Origin of the sequence: Shewanella saliphila (genome assembly GCF_014648295.1) — a bacterium.
Taxonomy (GTDB): Bacteria; Pseudomonadota; Gammaproteobacteria; order Enterobacterales; family Shewanellaceae; genus Shewanella; species Shewanella saliphila.
Window position 1 is genome coordinate 90,816 of record NZ_BMQV01000003.1, and the last position, 20,988, is coordinate 111,803.

12 protein-coding genes are annotated in these 20,988 nt (G+C 44.2%); 5 read left to right on the plus strand and 7 right to left on the minus strand.

Features of this window, described 5'->3' with window-relative positions:
- Nucleotides 1-184: 184 nt before the first annotated feature.
- Entirely contained in the window at nucleotides 185-1,624 is a 1,440-nt protein-coding gene (locus IEY48_RS02950) for a methyl-accepting chemotaxis protein (protein WP_188917081.1), read from the minus strand.
- Between the two features lie 653 nt (nucleotides 1,625-2,277).
- Between IEY48_RS02950 and exeM the strand changes: the two genes are divergently transcribed.
- Nucleotides 2,278-4,893, plus strand: a complete 2,616-nt coding sequence (exeM, locus tag IEY48_RS02955; RefSeq protein ID WP_188917083.1) for an extracellular exonuclease ExeM — start codon at nucleotides 2,278-2,280, stop codon at nucleotides 4,891-4,893.
- A gap of 69 nt (nucleotides 4,894-4,962) precedes the next feature.
- Here exeM and IEY48_RS02960 read toward each other — a convergent pair whose 3' ends face one another.
- From IEY48_RS02960 to IEY48_RS02970, 3 genes are all read right to left on the minus strand, one after another.
- On the minus strand, nucleotides 4,963-6,075 hold the full coding sequence (locus tag IEY48_RS02960) for a PepSY-associated TM helix domain-containing protein (protein WP_188917085.1): 1,113 nt from the start codon (nucleotides 6,073-6,075) through the stop codon (nucleotides 4,963-4,965).
- Between the two features lie 97 nt (nucleotides 6,076-6,172).
- Complete coding sequence (locus tag IEY48_RS02965; RefSeq protein WP_188917087.1) at nucleotides 6,173-8,326, minus strand: TonB-dependent siderophore receptor; 2,154 nt, start codon at nucleotides 8,324-8,326, stop codon at nucleotides 6,173-6,175.
- Between the two features lie 227 nt (nucleotides 8,327-8,553).
- Entirely contained in the window at nucleotides 8,554-9,657 is a 1,104-nt protein-coding gene (locus IEY48_RS02970; protein ID WP_188917088.1) for a phosphoribosylaminoimidazolesuccinocarboxamide synthase, read from the minus strand.
- A 198-nt stretch (nucleotides 9,658-9,855) separates the two neighbouring features.
- On the opposite strand from IEY48_RS02970, the gene IEY48_RS02975 reads away from it, so the two are divergent.
- Nucleotides 9,856-10,824, plus strand: a complete 969-nt coding sequence (locus tag IEY48_RS02975; protein WP_188917090.1) for a DMT family transporter — start codon at nucleotides 9,856-9,858, stop codon at nucleotides 10,822-10,824.
- Between the two features lie 375 nt (nucleotides 10,825-11,199).
- On the opposite strand, the gene IEY48_RS02980 is transcribed toward IEY48_RS02975, so the two are convergent.
- From IEY48_RS02980 to uvrA, 3 genes are all read right to left on the minus strand, one after another.
- Nucleotides 11,200-13,014: a DEAD/DEAH box helicase gene (locus tag IEY48_RS02980; RefSeq protein WP_188917092.1), complete on the minus strand. Its 1,815-nt coding sequence runs from the start codon at nucleotides 13,012-13,014 to the stop codon at nucleotides 11,200-11,202.
- 254 nt (nucleotides 13,015-13,268) lie between these two features.
- A complete protein-coding gene (locus IEY48_RS02985; RefSeq protein WP_188917094.1) occupies nucleotides 13,269-14,240 on the minus strand; it encodes a M20/M25/M40 family metallo-hydrolase in 972 nt (323 codons plus the stop codon).
- A gap of 43 nt (nucleotides 14,241-14,283) precedes the next feature.
- A complete protein-coding gene (gene uvrA / locus IEY48_RS02990; RefSeq protein WP_188917096.1) occupies nucleotides 14,284-17,151 on the minus strand; it encodes an excinuclease ABC subunit UvrA in 2,868 nt (955 codons plus the stop codon).
- Nucleotides 17,152-17,401: 250 nt separating this feature from the next.
- On the opposite strand from uvrA, the gene IEY48_RS02995 reads away from it, so the two are divergent.
- The 3 genes from IEY48_RS02995 (at nucleotide 17,402) to IEY48_RS03005 (ending at nucleotide 20,988) form a co-directional block, all read left to right on the plus strand.
- Nucleotides 17,402-18,769 carry an MFS transporter gene (locus IEY48_RS02995; protein ID WP_188917098.1) on the plus strand — a complete coding sequence of 456 codons (1,368 nt, stop codon included), beginning with the start codon at nucleotides 17,402-17,404 and terminating at the stop codon, nucleotides 18,767-18,769.
- A gap of 65 nt (nucleotides 18,770-18,834) precedes the next feature.
- Nucleotides 18,835-19,551 (plus strand): single-stranded DNA-binding protein, encoded by a 717-nt coding sequence (ssb, locus tag IEY48_RS03000; protein WP_188917100.1) that lies wholly within the window; start codon nucleotides 18,835-18,837, stop codon nucleotides 19,549-19,551.
- Nucleotides 19,552-19,692: 141 nt separating this feature from the next.
- The gene (locus tag IEY48_RS03005) at nucleotides 19,693-20,988 is read left to right on the plus strand and encodes a tyrosine-type recombinase/integrase (protein ID WP_188917102.1); all 1,296 of its coding nucleotides are present in this window, start codon (nucleotides 19,693-19,695) and stop codon (nucleotides 20,986-20,988) included.

Here is a 20,988-nt window from a genome sequence, read left to right on the forward strand (position 1 = left end):
AAAAAAGTGCGCGGATTATACCTGAAAGCGTTAAAAGGTATAGATCCAATGTGGTTGAAAAGTATACTGTAAAAATTTGGCATTAGGCTAATAAAAAACGACGTGATATCGGTTGATATCACGTCGTTTTATTTTGAGTTAGCCGGGTTAATTAACCCGGCAACCTGTTGATCAACCGCTCACTTTAGTTAGTGCGGTAACGGCTTAAAATCTTACCTAAGTTAGCAGAAGCTTCGGTTAGGTCTTTCACGCCATGTGATGATTGCTGCGACAACCCGCGGATGACGTTCGATTTTTGGCGAATGTCGGTGAGTTCTTTAGCAATATCATTAGCAACAGCACTTTGCTCTTCAGATGATGTCGAAATCTGGAAGCTCATGTCCATAATTGAACGAGATGACTCTGCAATCGCATCAATGTCAGTACCAATGTTACTGATTAAGTCGCTACTGGTTTGCGCTTGTTTAACGGTGTCTTGAGTAATGCTGTCGATGTTAAGCGTTTCGCTTTGCAGTAACTCAATCATGTTATGAATTTCAACCGTTGCAGCTTGAGTTCGGCCCGCTAGGGTTCTTACTTCGTCGGCAACCACGGCAAATCCACGACCCATTTCACCGGCACGTGCTGCTTCAATGGCCGCATTAAGCGCCAGTAAGTTAGTTTGGTCTGAAATCGCATTAATGGTGGTAATCACATCATTAATGTTGGTGGCGTTAACCTTTAGGGTGTTCACCGAGTTTGACGTTTGCTCAATGTACTTAGACAGTTGCTCAATTTCGTTAATGGCACGTTTTGCTCTGTCGTAGCTTTGGCGAGTGTATTCTGAGTCTTGCTCAACACGCTCAGTAGAGTTACGCGCAATATTAGATACTTCAGCAGCAGAGGCGGTCATTTCTTCCATAGCGGTGGCGACAGAGTCGAGTGATGCATACTGTAGGTCGATTTGTTCTGCACTTTGTTCTGCATCGCGAGCAAAAGAGTCTGAGGTTGCATGTAAGGTATCGGTATTGGTTTTAACGGCAATAACCAGCTCACTTAAGGTGTCCATGGCTTTGTCTAATGCACAACCAATGGTGCCAAACTCGTCGCGGCCAGGGTGGAACCCTAAGCGTGAGGTTAAGTCGCCTTTAGCAATTTTTTCTGTGGTATCCCATAACACCCATAATGCTCCACCAATAAATGTGGCGTTCCAATAAATAACCAAAGCAAAAGGTATTATCCATAAAAACGACAGTAACATTGAGTTCATAGCCGCTTGTTTAGCATCTGACTCTTGGTTATACACTGATTCGCTAAGCATGTAATATTGGCCTGCTGAGGCGTATACCGCGGTGACGGTGTCTTGTGAGCGACTACTGGTTTGAGCGCGATTAGACACTTGCAACCCAAGACTTGCAGCCTGTTCAAGTTGGCCGGTTGAATCAAGTGCTTGCACCATAGCAGCGGCTTTTTGCTCTAGCATCTGTACCGATTGCTGTTCAATTTGATCCATTTTGCTGAAATAGCTGCTGATGGATACGCTGGATAACACGATTAGGAATAGCGCAAAGATGGTCCAAAATTTGTCGTTAATCGACATCTTTATGAAGAGTTTATCAATACTTCTGAAATCAACTTGTTTCATAGCGAGGGTACCTAAACCGGTAAATACAATAGATGCAAATAGTAGATTAGCTGGCAGTATTTTGATACTAAAATACCGTGCAAACTACAATTCTTATGACAAAAACAACTAAGTGACTATATTTATATCGACAATAAATCTTATAGCTTAAGAGATTTATTGTTTTTTATCGGCGTAATTCGAACATGGCTTTAATGGTTTGTACTGCATGAGCCTTCTATTTTTCTGCATTTTATAACATTTTTATCACAACTAACGGTTACTAATGGGGTAAACCATAGCTTGGCCTGTTTAATTATCTACATATTCATTTATCGTTTCAAGGTAAGCGATAGTATTAATTACATTACAAAACAGCATGTTGTAATACTCTTGTTGTATTTTTAATAAAAGTGTTACAAAAATTATCATACTGTTTTGAAATAACCCTAAGTGTTGTTTTGTGCTTAGTTTATGTTTTTAAATGAGAATTTGATCACACTTTATTTCTTATCCTACCAAGAGAACTATTTTGTTTTGTTAATCAAATAGATAGTGATTTTTTCTGCTCATTATTTGTGATCAATGTTCTTTTTAATGTCACAAAACTTTGGGACAATCGCGCCGCATATTACAAAAAAATAGCATTTCTATTACAAAATATGGGGTTAAAAATGAAAGGACTGACTAAACTAACGGCGGTTTCACTCGCAGTGGCCGCAGCATTGCCAATGATGGCAAATGCAGATGTGTTAATTAGTGAATATGTTGAAGGGAGTTCCAACAACAAAGCGATTGAACTGTATAACAGCGGTGATACCGCCGTTGATTTAACAGGCTACAAATTAGTACGTTATAAAGACGGCGACACAGCGGCTGTAGACATGGTTGATTTGACGGATTCAATTGCGGCTAAAAGTGTCAAAGTGATTTTGCACCCAAGCGCAGCAATCACCTTACCAGCGGGTACCGACTTAATGACCGGTAACTTGTACTTTAATGGTGGCGATGCTGTTGGGCTATTAAAAGACGATGTGTTGGTTGATGTTATTGGCGAAATCCCAACGCCAAGTGGCTGGGGAGCCGACACCACTTTTCAGCGAAATCTAGAAGATTTAATGGCAAGCACAACCTATGATGCTGCCCAATGGGTTGAACTCGAAAAAGATACTTTTAGTGGTTTAGGTACGCTCGAAGCCGCTGAGGCTCCAGAACCAAGCACCTTTACCTGTGACGGTGCCACGCTGACTAACATTTATGACATTCAAGGTGCCGGTGATTCAAGCCCATTGATTGCTGATGGTAGCTTTGAGTCGGCTAACGAAGTCACCGTAAAAGGCATTGTGAGCGCTAGAAGCGACAGTTTATATAAAGGTTTCTTTATTCAAGATGCCCAAGGTGATGGCTCACCTTATACCTCAGACGGTATTTTTGTTTACCTAAACGAAGCCGCGCCAGACACCATTCAGCCAGGTACTGAAGTGTGTGTTCAAGGTAAAGTAAAAGAGTATTACGGCTCGACTCAAATAGACATTAAAGACGACCAAAAATTTGAATTAGGTGTTGTCGGTGATGTGCCTGCCGCGGTTGAATTCTATGTTGCAGATGGCGAAACGCTTAACGAAGCATTAGAGCGTGTTGAAGGCATGAAAGTGAAGCTAGATGCCGGCAGTGACATGAAAGTGACGCGTACCTTTAGCTTTGATTACTCAAGTTACCGCAACAATATGGTGTTGTCGCATAAAGCGCCATTAATGAAACCCACGCAAGTATTTGAGCCAAACTCGGCAGACGCTGTAGCATTAAGTGACGCCAATATTGCCAATCAGCTTTTTGTTGAGTCTGATTACAAGGCGAACGATGGCGAAGTGCCTTACTTCCCTGACTTTAATGCTGAAACCGGTTATATCCGTGTGGGTGATCAGCTCACTAATCTTGAAGGTGTAATTGGTTACAGCTACAGCTCGTACCGTATTTTAGCCACCAATACGATTACCGCCGGTGACTTTATTCGTGGAGATGATCGTACCGATGCGCCAACCGTGGCAGACATGGGCGACATACGTGTAGCAAGCTTTAACGTATTGAACTTCTTTAATGACGCAGTGGGTGGCGATGCTAACCCATCAAACAGCAACCGCGGCGCGTTAACCGAAGACGAAATGGTATTGCAGCGCACCAAAATTGTGAATGCACTTGTGGCCATGAATGCCGATGTTGTTGGCTTAATGGAAATTGCTAACAATGGCTTTGGTGAACTAAGTGCGATTCAAAACCTATTGGATGCCTTAAATGCAGAGCTGACAGATGAGCAAGCATACCGCTTTGTAGAAATTGAAGATGCTGATAAATATGACGGTAAGTATATTGGTAGCGACGCGATTACAGTGGGCATGTTATATCGTCCTGCACGCATTAGCTTAGATGGTGCAGCGCAAGTGATTGCCACACCAGAGCAACATGCTGCTGAAGGCGCACAAACTCGTGAACAAGATGACGTGGTTGAATCAAGCCCTGGCTATGACAAATACCAACGTCACAGCCTAGTGCAAAGCTTTAGCATTAATGATGAAAAACTGACGATTGTGGTTAATCATCTTAAGTCTAAAGGATCTGGTTGTATTGAAGATTGGGCAGAGTTTAACGAAAATTCTGAACCCGCTGATTTACAAGGTAAGTGTAATGCCTTCCGGGTATCGGCAGCTAAAGTATTAGGTGAATCACTTAAAGATGTCGACGGTGATGTGTTGGTGATTGGTGATTTAAATGCCTACGGTAAAGAAGATCCCGTTGCTGTATTAACTGACTATGATGCCTCAACAACAGACCATGTTATTCGTACTGCATCTTGGACAACCCTTGACGGCAAAGTATATGAGCGTGAGGGCAGCGTGATTGATAAGGGCTACGGCTTAATTAACTTAAACACGCAAGTGCACGGTGCTGATACTTACTCGTACAGCTACAACGGCGAGTTAGGTAACTTAGACCATGCATTAGGCAATGCGAGTTTAGCGGCTAAAGTTGTGGGTATTGATGACTGGCACATTAACTCGGTTGAATCTAACCTGTTTGAATATGGCAGCAAGTACACTGGCGACTTAGTGAAGTCTGAAAATGCATTTTCTGCATCAGACCATGACCCAGTGATTATTGCACTAAGTTACCCAGAACCTGAACCAGTAGAGCCTGTTGACCCAGTTGAACCAGAGAAAAACAGTGACGGTGGTAGCTTAGGCTACTTAGCATTAATGTTATTAGGTGCACTAGGCTTACGTCGTCGCAGCTAATGTTTGTTAATTGTTTTAGTGCTTAAGCAAAAAGGATGACAATATCGTCATCCTTTTTTATTAGCTGTTTTATGCGCTGACTACTTGCTGGCGACGATTGTGTGCTGATTTAACCCGTTGTTTCCGGCGGTGCCAATACAAATACAGCCCAGTAAACCCAAGGATTAACGGCATTAAACCGATAATGCACCAAATTATCCGTGACAATAACCCGCCAAAATAGCCAAAGTGTAATTTACGAAAACTGTCTAAAAACACGGTTAATGTGCTTGCTTGACGAATGTCTTGTTTGGCGAGTAATTTGCCTGTGGTTCGGTCAAAGCTAACAAAGCTGGCGTATTCGCTATTAAATGGGTTGCTGCTGTCGACCTCGCCGTAAAAAGTGATATCACGGCCGGGTTCAAAGGGCATAGTCAGGTAGCCTGCTTTATAGCTGGTAATCTCGGCTTCGGTTTGTTGCATCAATGCTTCAAATGAAATGCTGGGGCTATGGCGTGGCGCACTCACAAGATAATGCTCGCCATCGGCATGCTCGCTTAGTTCATGCTGTATGCCAATAAAGTTCCAATACACCCCAGTTAAAGCCACAATAATGAGCACTGGCGAGCTCAAAATACCAATAAATTTATGAATATCGCTAAACAATATCCGCCTCACCGCGTTAAAGCGTAAGGTAAACAGCTTAACCCAAAAACGGCGATATAATATGATGCCGCTAATCCCTAAAAACAGCATGATACAACCGACAATTAACGCAACGCTTGCCCCAGCGACATGGAACAAAAAGCTATAGTGTAGCTCTAGTAGCCAGTCGGTTAGATAATGTGTCAAGGTTTGTGGTTCAGATAATAGCTGGCCATTATATTGATTTACATACACTTTAAACCAATTTTCTGTGCCGCGTTCAATTAAATAGCCAGCGTCAGAACGTGATTTATCATCAAAGATCTCCCAGCCACCTAACTCATAATCGCTATTGGCGCTTAGCATGGTATCCATTAGCGTGTCTAAACTGATTCTTGGCGTTGTGGCTGAGGCGTCGACTAACATATGCGCTGGGCGTAGTAAGCTGTCTATTTCGACTTTAAACACTAAAATGCTACCGGTTATTGAAATGATCAATAACGGTAGCATGGCGATAAGGGCACCATAAGAGTGCCATTTAAAAAGGGTTTTTCTCATAAGAATGTCATTTCATTGTTGGATGAATTCAGTGAGATAACCTGGCATTGATACCACTGAGCAAAGGTTATCTCACTGACGCGGATTGCGCGACTAATTACATTTTCCAGCTTAACGTGGCACTGTAGTTTGCAGGTGCACCGTAGTAACCTTGGGCCCAGTACAAGCTATTGATGTACTTTTCATCACCAACATTATTGGCATTAACTGCTAATCCTAGATTCTCGGTAATTTGATATTTAGCCATTAAATCAATCACCGCATAGGCGTCTTGCTTGGTAATAATCTCAGCGCCTGCGTTGTCAAAACCTTCCGCTACGACTCCTTGATTGCGCGAGATATCATCTTGCCAGCGCATGTTCATCCCGATAGATAACCCTTCTATGGTTTCAAAGTCATAGGTAGCGGCAAATTTTAATAGTTTGCTAGGGGTGTAAGCAGCAACGGTATCGTCACCTTCAATGTCAAAGTCGGTATAACCTATGCTGGCATTCAAACCTGGGTAAATTTCACCGGCCACTTCAAACTCAAAACCTGTGCTACTAATCCCGTCAGCACCATAGTAAGTTTGCATGTCGATGGGTAACCCTGCTGTTTCAGGATCAAGTACTGCAATATTGGTTTGCTCTACGTCAAAGTAGGCTAAGCTGGCAATTAAACGACCGTTAAACAGTTCGCTTTTTACGCCCACTTCGCGGCTTTCTCCGGTGATAGGGTCAAGAAACACCCCCACACTGTCGGCTTCAGTTTGTGCAACAAAATTTTCGGTGTAACTGGCGTAAGCTACTAGTTCAGGCGTAAAGCTATAAACGGCACCTAAGTATGGGATAAATTTGTCATAATCGGCATCTTGGTTAACTTCGTATGACTCGCCTTCTGCTTGCCAATCGTTGTAACGGCCACCGACAATCACGTGTAAATCATCCACAACACTAAAGCGACCGGTAAAGTAAGCAGCTTGTTGTTTACGGGTCACATCACTGCCGCGTAAGCCATCAGTAAAGGTCGGTTTTGGGGTGTTGCCGTCCCAAGTGTTGAGATCTGGCATTTCGGGGAAGCCATAGTCAGTGGTGTAATCATAAAGTGAACTGTCGGTGTAGCTCATTTTAGAATAGTTAACCCCAGCAACAAGTTGATGCTCGCGGCCAAACAGGTTGAAGTTACCATCAACATAAATATCCACTAAATCACTTTGGTCATCTAAATCATACTCACTGCCATAACCGGTTAAACCAAGCTCGGTATCCTTATCTGGTGTGCCAAACACATAAAATAACTCCGTGTCTTCGTCGGTTGTTTTATGTGAATAAGTCGCCCGTAAACGCCAGTCAGAATTAAAGTGGTGGCTTAGCTCAAACACGGTATTGTTTTTAATGACCTGCCAGTTAGACCAGTCTGCTGAGGTATTGGTTGAGCTGTCGTAATTGGTGGCGCTGCCGTCAGTGTAAAACAACGGCAGGGCGCCCCAGTTATTGCCTGTGGCGTCATTATTAATGTAGCTGTGGCTCAGCGACAAGCTGGTGTCGTCAGTTAAGTTGGCTTCTAAAAATACATAAAAGACATTTTTATCGGTTTCGTAGCGGTCTAAATACGAATCTTTACTTTGAGTTACCGCCACGGCTCTGGCTGCAAAAGTGTCATTGAGTCTGACAGAACCATCAGCTTCGATACGGGTGTTATTAAAGCTGCCGTAAGTACCGCTAACGGTTAGTTGATTGTCTGCGGTAGGGCGTTTACGAATAAAGTTGATGGTGGCAGATGGATTACCCACACCTGTCATTAAGCCGTTAGCACCGCGGATAACCTCGATGCGATCGTAAATCGCGGTGTCTTCATCGGCATGGTTATTACCTGAGGTAAGTGGCAAACCAATACCGTCAATTTGGAAGTTAGTAATATCAAAACCACGGGCGGTATAGTAAGTGCGGTCGGTTTCAATTCGCTCAACGTTAACCCCGGTGGCAGAGTCTAGCGCGGCATTGATGTCGTGTAATTGAAAGTCTTGCATTTGCGCTTCGGTGATAACCGAAACAGACTGAGGGATATCAATAATGGCGAGGTCTAAACGTGAGGCGCCACTCACTGAGTGGGCGTTGTAACCAGCAATATAACTGCCAGTCACTTCAATTTTTTCAATGTTATCGGTGTTTACCGTGTCATTGTTGGCGTCGATAGGTTCGTCGGCAGCAAAGGCGTGTTGCGATAAGCTAATAGCGCATAGAACAGCTAGGCTAATTTTATTTAATTTCATGGTGTTATCATCTTCAGCGGCTATGAACGAGTCCCTGTTCTGTTATGAGTAATTATGTTTTAGCCGAGATAATACACTCGATATTAATGAAAATCATTATCATTTACATTTTGTGAGTTTTGTAAATTTAATCTTTGAGGAGGGAGATTTGCTAGGGATTGAGCATCATGATAACGAATAGAATTAAGGCGCCAGAAGGCGCCTTAATGCATGTCGCGAGAGCATGATTAGTCAATTAAATCGTATTGCTCGCGTAGCACTTTGATGATGTCGGCTTTTGGATTAGCCGGCAGTGCAATGCTGTTACCGGTGACTTTTTCTGCCACGCCAGTGTAAGTACGCGACACGTTCATCATGGCTTCAAGTGGTAAGTCATTGTCACGGGCAAGGGCTTCACGCTCTGGCATTCTGTCTTTGTTTAATAGAATGTCGGCATCGTCAAAATGATTTAATAAGAACTGACGGAAGCCTTCTTTTGAGTTTTCAACAATCTTACCGTCGCGGTAAGCTGGGCCATCCCAAATGCGTGATGAGTCAGGGGTGCCGACTTCATCCATATAAATCAGTTTTGACTGACCGTTTTTGTCATTCACATAACCAAACTCAAATTTGGTATCGACAAACACCTGGTCAAGTTTCGCTAGCGCGTCTGAAATCACTTTGAATCCTTGCTTTAGCAGGGTTTCATATAAGTCGATATCTTGTGGCTTTTCAAAGCCAAATGCCTGGTAGTTGGCTTCAATGTCGCTGCGACTGATATTCACGTCATCTTGCGCAGGCACGCCTGGTATACCGGTTAAAATACCTTTGGTTGATGGGGTGATCAGTAATTCAGGTAATTTTTGATCTTTACTTAACCCTTCTGGCAAGGTGATGCCACAAAAAACACGTTCGCCTTTTGAGTAGGCACGCCACATTGAGCCGGTAATGTATTGACGGCAAATGGCTTCAACTTTAATGGGACGGGCTTTTTGTACTATCCACACAAATGGGTGCGGAATATCTAAAATGTGGCTATCAGCTAAACCGTTTTCAGCAAATAAACCAAACCAGTGATTTGAAATCGCATTTAATGCCGCACCTTTGCCTGGAATGCCTTGCAAGTTACCTTCGCCATGGAAGATACAGTCAAATGCTGAAATGCGGTCGCTGATCACCATAATGGCAAGTGGAGTATCTTCAGGGACATCGTAACCTTTGTCCTGAATAAGACGACGGCTATCGGTATCAGTTAACCAGTAAACGCTGCGAACTTTGCCACTATGGACAGGCTTGTCGGTACGGATCGGTAAATCATTGTTCACGGCAAGAACGGAATCAGCAAGACTCATGCGAGTGTTCCTTAGGTAGTAGGGCACATAGGTTTTTTATGGCGGCTATTTTACCTGTATTAGCTGGATTTGCCACGCGAAAAGGGCGTGTTGAAATAGGCTTTTTTATTATGCGAACAATCAACGACAGATGTGGAAGACTTTAGTCCTTCATTCAGGCAATATTCACCGCCTAAATAATGTAATGAGTGAGCCAACGTGAGTACTGAACAACAAAACGCCAATAATCGCTTAGGGCTGATATTTGTTTCTATTGCGATACTTTTCTGGGGGATATTGCCCATAGCGCTCAAACTCTCTGGTGGTTTTATTACTCCGGTCACCTTGACCTGGTTTCGGTTTTTAATGGCGTTGGTGGTGACATTATTCATTCAATGGAAAACCGGTGCGTTGCGTCAATTTGTGGGTTTACCACGGGCAGTATGGCTAAAACTCACCTTGGCTGGTGTATTGCTGATGTGTAATTACGTGTCGTTTGTGTACTCATTGGGTTACTTAGCCCCGGGCACAGCACAACTTAATTTTCAAACAGCGCCATTCTTTTTAGCATTTGGTGGGGTGTTGTTTTTTAAAGAACGTTTTACCGCATTCCAACTGAGTTGTTTTGCCACGCTTGCATTGGGTATGTTGATGTTTTTTCATCTGCAGCTCGATATGGACCAAGCTCGTGATGAGCAAGTGCTTATCGGCATTATGATTGTGCAGTTTTCGGTGATGTCGTGGACCAGTTACGCGCTATTACAAAAGTCGGTGAGTCAGCGATTATCGCCCAGTAATGTGCTGTTATTTATCTATGCATTAGGCATTGTTGCCATGGCACCGTTTAGCGATTTTAGTCAGTTTAACACTATGACATTAAACCAATGGTGGATTGTATTATTTTGCGGCGCCAATACTTTGATAGCGTATGGTTGTTTTGGTCAGGCTTTACATTATTGGCCAACCGCACAAGTCAGTGCAATGTTGTCGTTAACGCCGGTGTTGAGTTTTACCGCGACAGAAATTGTCGTCAGTTTAGGCTGGTGGAGCGGGGTATTTAGCAGCGCCAATATCGATGGCTTGTCATTTATGGGAATAGTGCTGATTGTGTGTGCAGTCTTTGCCGTGCAAATTGTGCCTATGTATCAAAAGCGCAAGCAGTCTAAAGCATTCAGGACTGTATTGTAACACTTGGTGCAAAAGGATTATCACTAGGGGCGCTTTGCTGCTAGGGCGGACTTCGTCCTGCTAGGGTCGCTTTGCTGCTAGGGCGGACTACGTCCTGCTAGGGTCGCTTTGCTGCTAGGGCGGACTTCGTCCTGCTAGGGTCGCTTTGCTGCTAGGGCGGACTGCGTCCTGCTAGGGTCGCTTTGCTGCTAGGGCGGACTTCGTCCTGCTAGGGTCGCTTCGCTACTAGGACGGACTGCGTCCTGCTAGAAATGATAACAAGCGCTTTAGTATTCTAGAATCTAGCAGCGTAGCGCTCTAGAGTCTTCACTATTAAAAACTGAAAACAAAAATGGAGCCCTGAGGCTCCATTTTTTGTGTCATTCAAATGAATGATTAGCCATTGTCACGTGGCTTACGTGGACGACGTTCTGCACCTGCAGGACGGTCACCGCGAGGACGATCACCACGAGGGCGGTCACCGCGAGGCTTGCGTGGCGCACCACGACCAGAGTCTGCAAACACTTCATCACCGGCTTCACGGATGTTAAGTGGACGACCACATACGCGTACCTTTTTAAGGTGAGATAGAATGTCTTTTGGCATGCCATCTGGTAAGTCAACGGTAGTCACTTGGTCGAATAATTGAATTTGACCAATGAAACGGCTGTCGATGTTAGCTTCGTTAGCGATAGCACCAACAATGTTACCTACACCAACACCATTTTCACGACCCACATCGATAACATAACGGTTCATCTTCACGTCTGGGTTATCTTTTAGGGTGTCTGCACTACCAAAGCTAGTTGGCGCCGGACGGTTACTGCGCTCACGACGTGGACGGTCGCTGTTGCGATCACCACGGTCATCACGTGAATCACGTTGACGCTCAGTAATCGTTGGTAACTGTAACGGACGCTCTTGCTGTACTTGCTGTAATAATGCAGCGGCTAATAAGTCGGTATCAACTTCAAGCTGTTGGCATAATTCAGCAACGGCGTTTTTCATGAAATCTAAGTCGCCGTTTAAGGTTTCTTGGATTTGCTCGCCTAAACGAGATAAACGACGCTCTGCAACAGTCTCTGGGCTAGGCACTTTCATTGGCGAAATACGGCTGTTTGTTGCACGTTCGATAGTGCGTAACATACGCATTTCACGGTTGGTCACAAACAAAATGGCCATACCTTTACGGCCAGCACGACCAGTACGACCGATGCGGTGTACATAAGCTTCTGAATCGTAAGGAATATCGTAGTTTACAACGTGACCAATACGCTCAACATCTAAACCACGTGCTGCTACGTCAGTTGCAATCAAAATGTCTAACTTGCCGCGTTTTAACTGCTCAACAGCGCGCTCACGTGCTTGTTGGTTCATGTCACCGTGTAGTGGTGATGATGCGTAACCGCGAGCTTCTAATTTTTCTGCTAATTCAACACAGCTGTTACGTGTACGTACGAAAATGATAATACCTTCAGTATTTTCAACTTCTAATACGCGTACTAACGCTTCAAGTTTGTTGTGTTGTGAAACTTGCACAAAACGTTGGTCAATTGAATCAACCGTAGTGTGGCTAGCAGCAATGCTGATGTTAACTGGGCTGTTCAAATGCTTGTTAGCTACGCGCTTGATTTGCTCAGGCATAGTGGCAGAGAACAACGCAAGTTGGCTGTTAGCTGGTTTATGTTCTAGAACCCATTCGATATCATCGATGAAGCCCATTTTTAACATTTCATCAGCTTCATCAAGCACTAATGCTTTTAATGTGTCTAATTTTAGTGTGCCACGACGCATGTGATCCATTACACGACCAGGTGTACCAACAATCACTTGTGGGCCACGCTTAAGGGCGTTTAACTGTTGTTGCATGCTTTGACCGCCGTAAATAGGCAGTACGTGGAAACCTTTCATGTGTTTTGCATAGCTACCAAAAGCTTCTGCAACCTGAACGGCTAGTTCACGAGTTGGAGCCAACACTAAAATCTGTGGAGCATTGATTTTCATGTCGATTTTGTTTAGTAAAGGCAGGGCGAATGCACCTGTTTTACCAGTACCGGTTTGCGCTTGACCGATAATATCTTTACCAGCCATAAGCGGGTCGATACTAGCAGACTGAATTGGCGTTGGTTTTTCATAACCAAGCTCGTCAAGTGAACGCAACAAATACTCAGACAGGCCGAGTTCGCGGAAAGTTCTTTCATTGGATGACATTGAGTTGTAGCCTTGTGGATGCGCACGAAGTTCGGAAGCTCGTGCTAAAGTTTCACAGACAGAAAATCAACCCCGTGTCGATTTCCCGCGCCGATAAGGGGGCGTATTATAGCAGCAAGTATGCGATTTGACCACGTAAAAACTGAAAATAAACATCAATTTGGCCAATAATCGTTAAGATTGGCCTGATTCTTGATTTATAGAATTCACTAATTGGTTGAAAAGTGAACGTTTGTTGTCATCTAACCGCACTTTTATGGTGACTCGGTCAGTTTATCTACCTGCAGCAGTTGGTACACGGTTTCGGCCACTGCCACAATAAAGTCAATATCGAGGGTGTCTGTAGTGTCATATTCAGTGTGGTATTGCGGATGTGGCGGTACGCCAAAATACACCCATTTATACCCTGCCTTATGAAACGGGTAATGATCCGATGCCCTTAACCAATCGGCTTTTTGTAAGCGCCCGCTGAGTAAGCTGCTGCGATGAGTGCGAATGCATAATTGCGTTTTTTGCATCAGTTGTGCCCGAATGGCTTCAAACTGTGCAAGATTCTTTTCACCTTCCATATAAATTGCTCGGCGGCGATTGGGGTGGCCAATCATGTCAAGATTAACACTTAATTCCACGTCAATGGTTGGGTCTTGCTGCAACAACTTCACCAGGGCGTAACTGCCAAACAATCCCGGCTCTTCGGCATCGGTTGCCACTAACATCAAATTAACGTCATCTATTTCAGACTGCTGTTGCCAACGTTGAGCAATCGCCAGCATACCGGCAACGCCAGAGGCATTGTCGTCGGCGCCAGGAAACACCGTACTCCCTTTTTGACCTAAATGATCGTAATGGGCAGTAATGATCCGCCAGCGATTCGACGGGACTTTTGCCGGAATGGTCGCGACTAAATTAACCCCAGTTATCGTTGAGAATTGATAGTCGAAGGTAAAGGGGATGGCAAAATCTGCTTGCCAAGGTTTAAGCCCAAGCTGATGAAAGCGCGCAATAATATAATCTTGCGCGGCTTGAGAACCAAGCGTTGCGGTTTTGCGCCCTTGAAACTCAGCAGAAGCCAGTTGGCTGATATCGTGATGTATTTGCTCTGTTGCGTCAGGCCAAGTGGTGGTAAATGCGGAGGAGCATTCGGGTAAGTTGGAGCTGCAGCCGCTGGTTAGACTAAGTAATAAAAGCAACCCAACCACCCGATAACGAGTAAGAGGTATGAACATATTGGCACTCCTCTTTGTTATGGGTGGATGGGAAACATTAAGGCTACTTTTTCGCTTTCGCTTTGGTTGTAGCGCGTTGCTTATGAATCTCCAGCATTGGCTTTAAAAAACGCGCGGTATGCGACTCAGGGTGCTCGGCGACATCTTCAGGGCTACCAGTGGCTAAAATCATGCCGCCGCCAGCGCCGCCTTCTGGGCCTAAGTCTACAATCCAGTCTGCGGTTTTAATCACATCTAAATTGTGCTCAATCACCACAACAGTATTGCCATGCGACTTTAAGCGATGCAATACATCTAACAATAGTTGAATGTCAGCAAAGTGTAGACCTGTAGTTGGCTCATCTAAAATGTACAAGGTTTTACCTGTGTCGCGTTTAGATAACTCTTTTGCCAGCTTAACCCGCTGCGCCTCACCACCAGACAACGTAGTCGCACTTTGACCTAAGCGGATATACGACAAACCTACATCCATTAACGTTTGCAGTTTGCGCGCAATCGATGGAATCGCATCAAAATAACTGCGCGCATCTTCAACGGTCATTTGCAGCACTTCGTGAATGTTTTTACCTTTGTATTTCACTTCTAAGGTTTCGCGGTTATAGCGCTTACCTTTGCATGAGTCACAAGGCACATACACGTCTGGTAAAAAGTGCATCTCCACTTTAATTAAGCCATCACCCTGGCAAGCTTCGCAGCGTCCGCCTTTGACGTTAAATGAGAAGCGGCCGACTAGATAACCACGGGTGCGCGACTCTTGCGTGCCGGCAAACAACTCACGTATTGGGGTAAAAATACCCGTGTAAGTGGCTGGGTTTGAACGCGGCGTGCGGCCAATAGGGCTTTGGTCGATATCGACAACTTTGTCGCATTGCTCCATGCCTTTAATGCTTTTATAAGGTGCAGGTTCGTCGACCGTAGCGCCATTAAGCATGCGATGGGCAATTTTAAAAAAGGTGTCGTTAATCAGAGTTGATTTGCCAGAGCCAGATACCCCCGTAATACAGGTGAATAGCCCAATCGGAATGGTTAAATCGACATCTTGCAAGTTGTTACCTGATGCGCCAAATAGCTCAATAACTTTTTTAGGGTCAATGGGCGTGCGCTCATCACTGATGTGAATTTGCTTCTTGCCAGAAATATACTGGCCAGTGACCGACTCTTCGCAGTTAAGGATGTCATCTAATGTGCCGTCGCAAATCACTTCGCCGCCGTGTACACCTGCTCCTGGGCCAATGTCGATAACATGATCGGCTAAACGAATGGCATCCTCGTCGTGCTCTACCACAATAACGGTGTTGCCTAGGTCACGTAGGTGAATAAGGGTTTGTAATAAACGTTCATTGTCGCGTTGATGCAAACCAATGGAAGGTTCATCCAATACGTACATAACGCCCACAAGCCCAGCACCAATTTGGCTGGCTAAACGGATACGCTGTGCTTCGCCGCCCGATAAGGTTTCGGCTGAGCGCGATAAGCTTAAATAATTCAAACCAACATTAACCAAAAAGCCTAAACGTTCGCCGATTTCTTTTAAGATTTTTTCAGCAATTTGCGCCCGTTGGCCTTCAAAGGTGACGGTATCAAAGTACGCTTTGGCTTCGCCAATGGACCAGGTGGTTAATTGCGGCAAGTTAAGCTCGCCAATAAACACGTTGCGGGCTTCTTCACGCAGGCGTGAACCGCCACAGCTATTACATGGCTGCATATTAATAAACTTAGACAGCTCATCGCGCACCGAATTACTTTCGGTTTCGCGGTAGCGGCGGTCCATGTTATTTAAAATACCTTCAAACGGATGGTTACGTACCACCACGTCACCACGGTCGTTAATGTACTTAAAGGCAATGTTTTGTTTGCCTGAACCATAGAGGACAATCTTTTTTACTTTGTCGCTCAGTTCAGCAAAGGGCTTTTCAACGTCAAATTTGTAATGTTCTGCCAATGAGCTGAGCATTTGGAAATAGTAAAAATTGCGTCTGTCCCAGCCTCTTACAGCGCCACCGGCTAATGATAATTCGTCGTTGGTGATCACGCGGTCTGGGTCAAAAAACTGTTGTACGCCTAAACCATCACAGGTTTGGCAAGCCCCCGCCGGATTATTAAACGAGAAAATGCGCGGTTCAAGCTCGGCCATTGAATAACCACAATGCGGACAAGCAAAGTTAGCCGAAAACACTAATTCTTCGGTTGTCGAATCGTCCATGCTGGCAATTTTTGCGATACCGCCTGACAACTCTAATGCCGTTTCAAATGATTCAGCTAAACGTTGTTTTATGTCTTCACGCACTTTAAAGCGGTCAACCACCACTTCAATAGTATGTTTTATATGTAAATCTAACGTCGGTGGGTCGGTTAAATCGCACACTTCGCCGTCAATACGGGCGCGGATGTAACCCTGAGCCGATAAACTTTCAAGCAGTTTAACGTGCTCACCTTTACGATCGTTTACCACTGGCGCGAGTAGCATTTGGCGGCTGTCTTGTGGCATCGCCAGCACTTTATCGACCATCTGGCTGACCGTTTGTGCCGACAAGGGTAAGTTATGGGTTGGGCAACGTGGCTCGCCTACACGGGCAAATAACAGACGTAAATAATCGTAGATTTCGGTAATGGTACCCACGGTTGAACGTGGATTATGCGAAGTCGATTTTTGCTCAATTGAAATGGCTGGGCTTAAGCCTTCGATATGATCGACATCGGGTTTTTCCATTAAACTTAAAAATTGGCGCGCATAAGCCGACAGCGATTCGACGTAACGACGCTGACCTTCTGCATACAGAGTATCGAAGGCTAAAGATGATTTTCCGGAACCAGATAATCCTGTAATAACAATAAGTTTGTCACGTGGAATTGTTAGATTGATGTTTTTCAGATTGTGGGTGCGGGCACCGCGTATTTCAATTTTATCCATCTATCTCGCTCTATGACTTAGGTAAACAAAACGATGATCAGTATCGCATAGATATTAATGTACTTCAGATCAATTTTGTTATGGATGATGTTTTGTGAATGTATACGCCTGTAACAACCAATAAGTTTAGTAAAAGGTAATTTAAATGAAGCATAGGTCGCAAACTACGATTTCCTTTTGAGCTAATTTATTACGCTGTGATAATATGCGCAGCTAATCGTTTTACGAATCATTTTCAAAGGGCAATTGCATGGCCGGTAATGGACTGTCAGGTATAGAAAAAAAAGTCGCTTTTTCGTTAGCCAGTGTATTTGGTTTACGAATGATGGGGCTGTTTATGATCATGCCTGTCTTCGCGTTGTATGGTCAGCACCTTGAAGGCTTTTCACCGTTATGGGTGGGTATTGCCATTGGTGCTTACGGACTGACTCAAGCAGTATTGCAAATTCCAATGGGGATTTTGTCAGACAAGTATGGCCGTAAACCAATTATATTGGCGGGCTTAGTATTATTTGCCATTGGCAGCTTAATTGCTGCTTCATCTGATCATATTTATGGCGTGGTATTTGGCCGTGCGGTACAAGGTATGGGCGCTATTGCCGCTGCCGTATTAGCATTAGCTGCCGACTTAACCCGCGATGAGCAACGCACTAAGGTCATGGCCGTCATTGGCATGTGTATTGGCTTTTCGTTTGCGCTGTCGCTATTGGTTGGGCCGGTTGTGGCGCAATACCTGGGGTTAACGGGGCTATTTTTATTGACGGCTGTGCTGGCGGTATTGGGCATGTTAATTGTGCAGTTTTTTGTACCGAACCCAATTAGCCAGGCGCCCAAAGGTGACACCGTTGCCACCCCGACTAAATTAAAACGCATGTTGTTAGACCCGCAGCTATTTCGTTTAGATGCTGGTATTTTCATTCTGCATTTAGTGTTAACAGCAGTGTTTGTTGCGTTACCGCTAGATTTGGTAGATGCCGGTTTAGTCAAAGAAAAGCACTGGATGCTGTACTTCCCTGCGTTTGTAGGCGCATTCTTTTTAATGGTGCCACTCATCATTATTGGGGTTAAGCGTAATAACACCAAAACCATGTTCCAATTGTCGCTGGTGATTATGATGTTGTCATTAGCAACCATGGGCATTTTTGCTGACAATATTTGGATGTTAAGTGCTGCAGTTGTGTTGTTCTTTACCGGCTTTAATTACCTCGAAGCATCGCTACCAAGCTTAATTGCTAAATTTTGCCCAGTGGGCGACAAAGGCTCAGCGATGGGGGTGTATTCAACCAGCCAATTTTTAGGCGCATTTTGTGGCGGTATGCTCGGCGGTGGCGCTTATCAATTAGTGGGCGCCTCAGGAGTATTTTTTGTCGCACTTGCACTGATGTTTGTGTGGTTACTGCTCACCTTTGGCATGCAAAAACCTGTGCTGTTAAAAAGCTATACCCTTGAAGCCAATATAAAAGATAAAAATGATGCCCAGGTGATGGCTACCGAGCTATCGCAATTGGCCGGAGTGGTTGAAGCCATTGTGGTGCTTGAAGAGAAGGCCGCTTATTTAAAGGCCGATGATAAATTCAATTTAAGCGAAGCCCGAGCTGTGTTAGGCTCTGTACAATAGATCGTGTAGATCATTTCGTTTAGAATTCAGATAAAGTAAACAGATAAAAATCTCAGGAGATTTCGATGGCTAGTCGTGGTGTAAATAAAGTGATTTTGGTCGGTAACTTAGGTAAAGACCCTGAGGTTCGTTACATGCCAAACGGCAACGCCGTAGCCAACTTTACAATAGCGACAAGTGAGTCGTGGAAAGACCAACAAGGTCAAGTGCAAGAGCGCACAGAATGGCACAACATTGTAATGTACCGTCGTCTTGCTGAAATTGCGGGTGAGTACTTAAAGAAAGGCTCTAAAGTTTATCTTGAAGGTAAATTGCAAACCAGTAAGTGGCAGGATCAAACTACTGGTCAAGACCGTTATAAAACCGAAATTAATGCGATGGAAATGCAAATGCTAGACAGTCGCAACTCGGGTGATAACGCAGGTGGCCAATATAACCAAAACGCCAACCAAAACGCTTATAACTCAAACCAAGGTCAGCCAGCTCGTCAAGCGCCAGCTGCAGCGCCTCAGCAACGTGCGCCTCAGTACAACAACCAAGCTGCACCTGCTGGCAATAGCAATACTTACCAGGGCCAGCCTAATGCGGGTCAACAAGGTGGTTATCAACAACCTGCACCAGCCCCAGCACAGCAAGCTCCTGCTTATGCGCCTAAGCCTGCCGCGGCTCCACAAGGTAACTTCCAACCGCAAAATTCACCGGCTCAACGCCCAGCGCCACAGCCTGCACAAAACTTCACTCCAGATTTGGATGAAGGTTGGGATGACGATATTCCGTTTTGAGGAATACATAAATAAAAATTGTAGATTAAAATTGTCAAGGGCTTGTTTTTACAAGCCCTTTTTTATTTTTATGAATCTTTCTGTTGACAATGAACTTTCTAGGGACTATACATAAATAAAGCGTTGATAAAGAGGTGTTCAATGTCACAAATTAGAGATCTGATTTTTAGTAACGGTGAGCGATATCCAATCTTGATGGAAGAAAATGGATTACCTAATTATTGGGTGACGTTGTACGTTACTGAAAAATTGAGAACATCCCACACACAGTCAGCAATATCTAATTCACTTGGTCATCTAATCCATCTAAAGCTTTGGGAAAATATTAATGATAGAAATCTTGTCTCTGAGTTTGAGCAAGGCCGCTTATTAAATGACGAGGATGTTTATTCCATACGAGATCACTGCACATTAGATACAAGGAGTTTAAAAAAGTGGCTAAAGACATCCGAGAAGACTGTCGTTAAGTTCGCAGCGGCATCAACAGCTAGCGTAACACCAATACAAAAAGTATCTAACGATCATGCTTCAAACCGAATGAGTCAGATAGCTTCTTATCTTGAGTTTTTAGCTAGAACAATTCTCAAAACGAAATTAATTGAAGAAGAGGTTTCAAATAATATTGAAGCCATGAAAAGCCTACTTTTGGCAAATAAGCCTAAAGGCAGCAGTGGTAAAGGACTTACTGCTGATCCAAATACTAAAGCTCCGCCTCCTAAAGCGTTTGAACGAATTTTAAGTATCGTCAAGGAGACTTCACCTGATAATCCATTTAAGGGCGAAGAAGTTAAATTTCGAAACGCATTGATATTTGAGGTTATGGAAGCAACAGGGATGCGTGCGGGGGAAATATTGGCCTTGCAGGTTGGCGATATTGATTTTCAAAGGGCTACAGTATCAGTTATTCGTAGACATGATGCGATTGAAGACCCTCGCAAAAAGCAACCAGTGGCCAAGACTAATGAGCGTGTAATTCCAGTTACAAAAGCTCTCACGGATAGAGTACGCAAATACATCATGGAAATGAGAGCTGAAATTCCAACGGCAACAAAGCACCCTTATATTTTCGTTACGCATAAACATGGTAAATATCACGGTAGCCCAATCTCCAATAGCACCTTTGTAAATAGAGTTCTAAAGCCTGCTGTTGCTATCCATCCTGAATTACTTGAAGAAATTACTCGTCATGGTTTCCGCCACAATTTTAACTATAAGCTTTCAAAGAAAATTGATGAGGTCAATCAAGCGGCCAAAGAAGACTCTAAAGCTAACCCAATTAATGAAAAGAAAGAAATTCAGATCCGAAAGGAACTGAATGGATGGAGTTCAGATAAAACGGCTGAAACTTATAACCTTAGACACATTCGAGAAGAGGCTGAACGAGTGATGCGAGAGGACATGGATCACTGGACTAACCGAGCTAAGAAGGACAAGTAG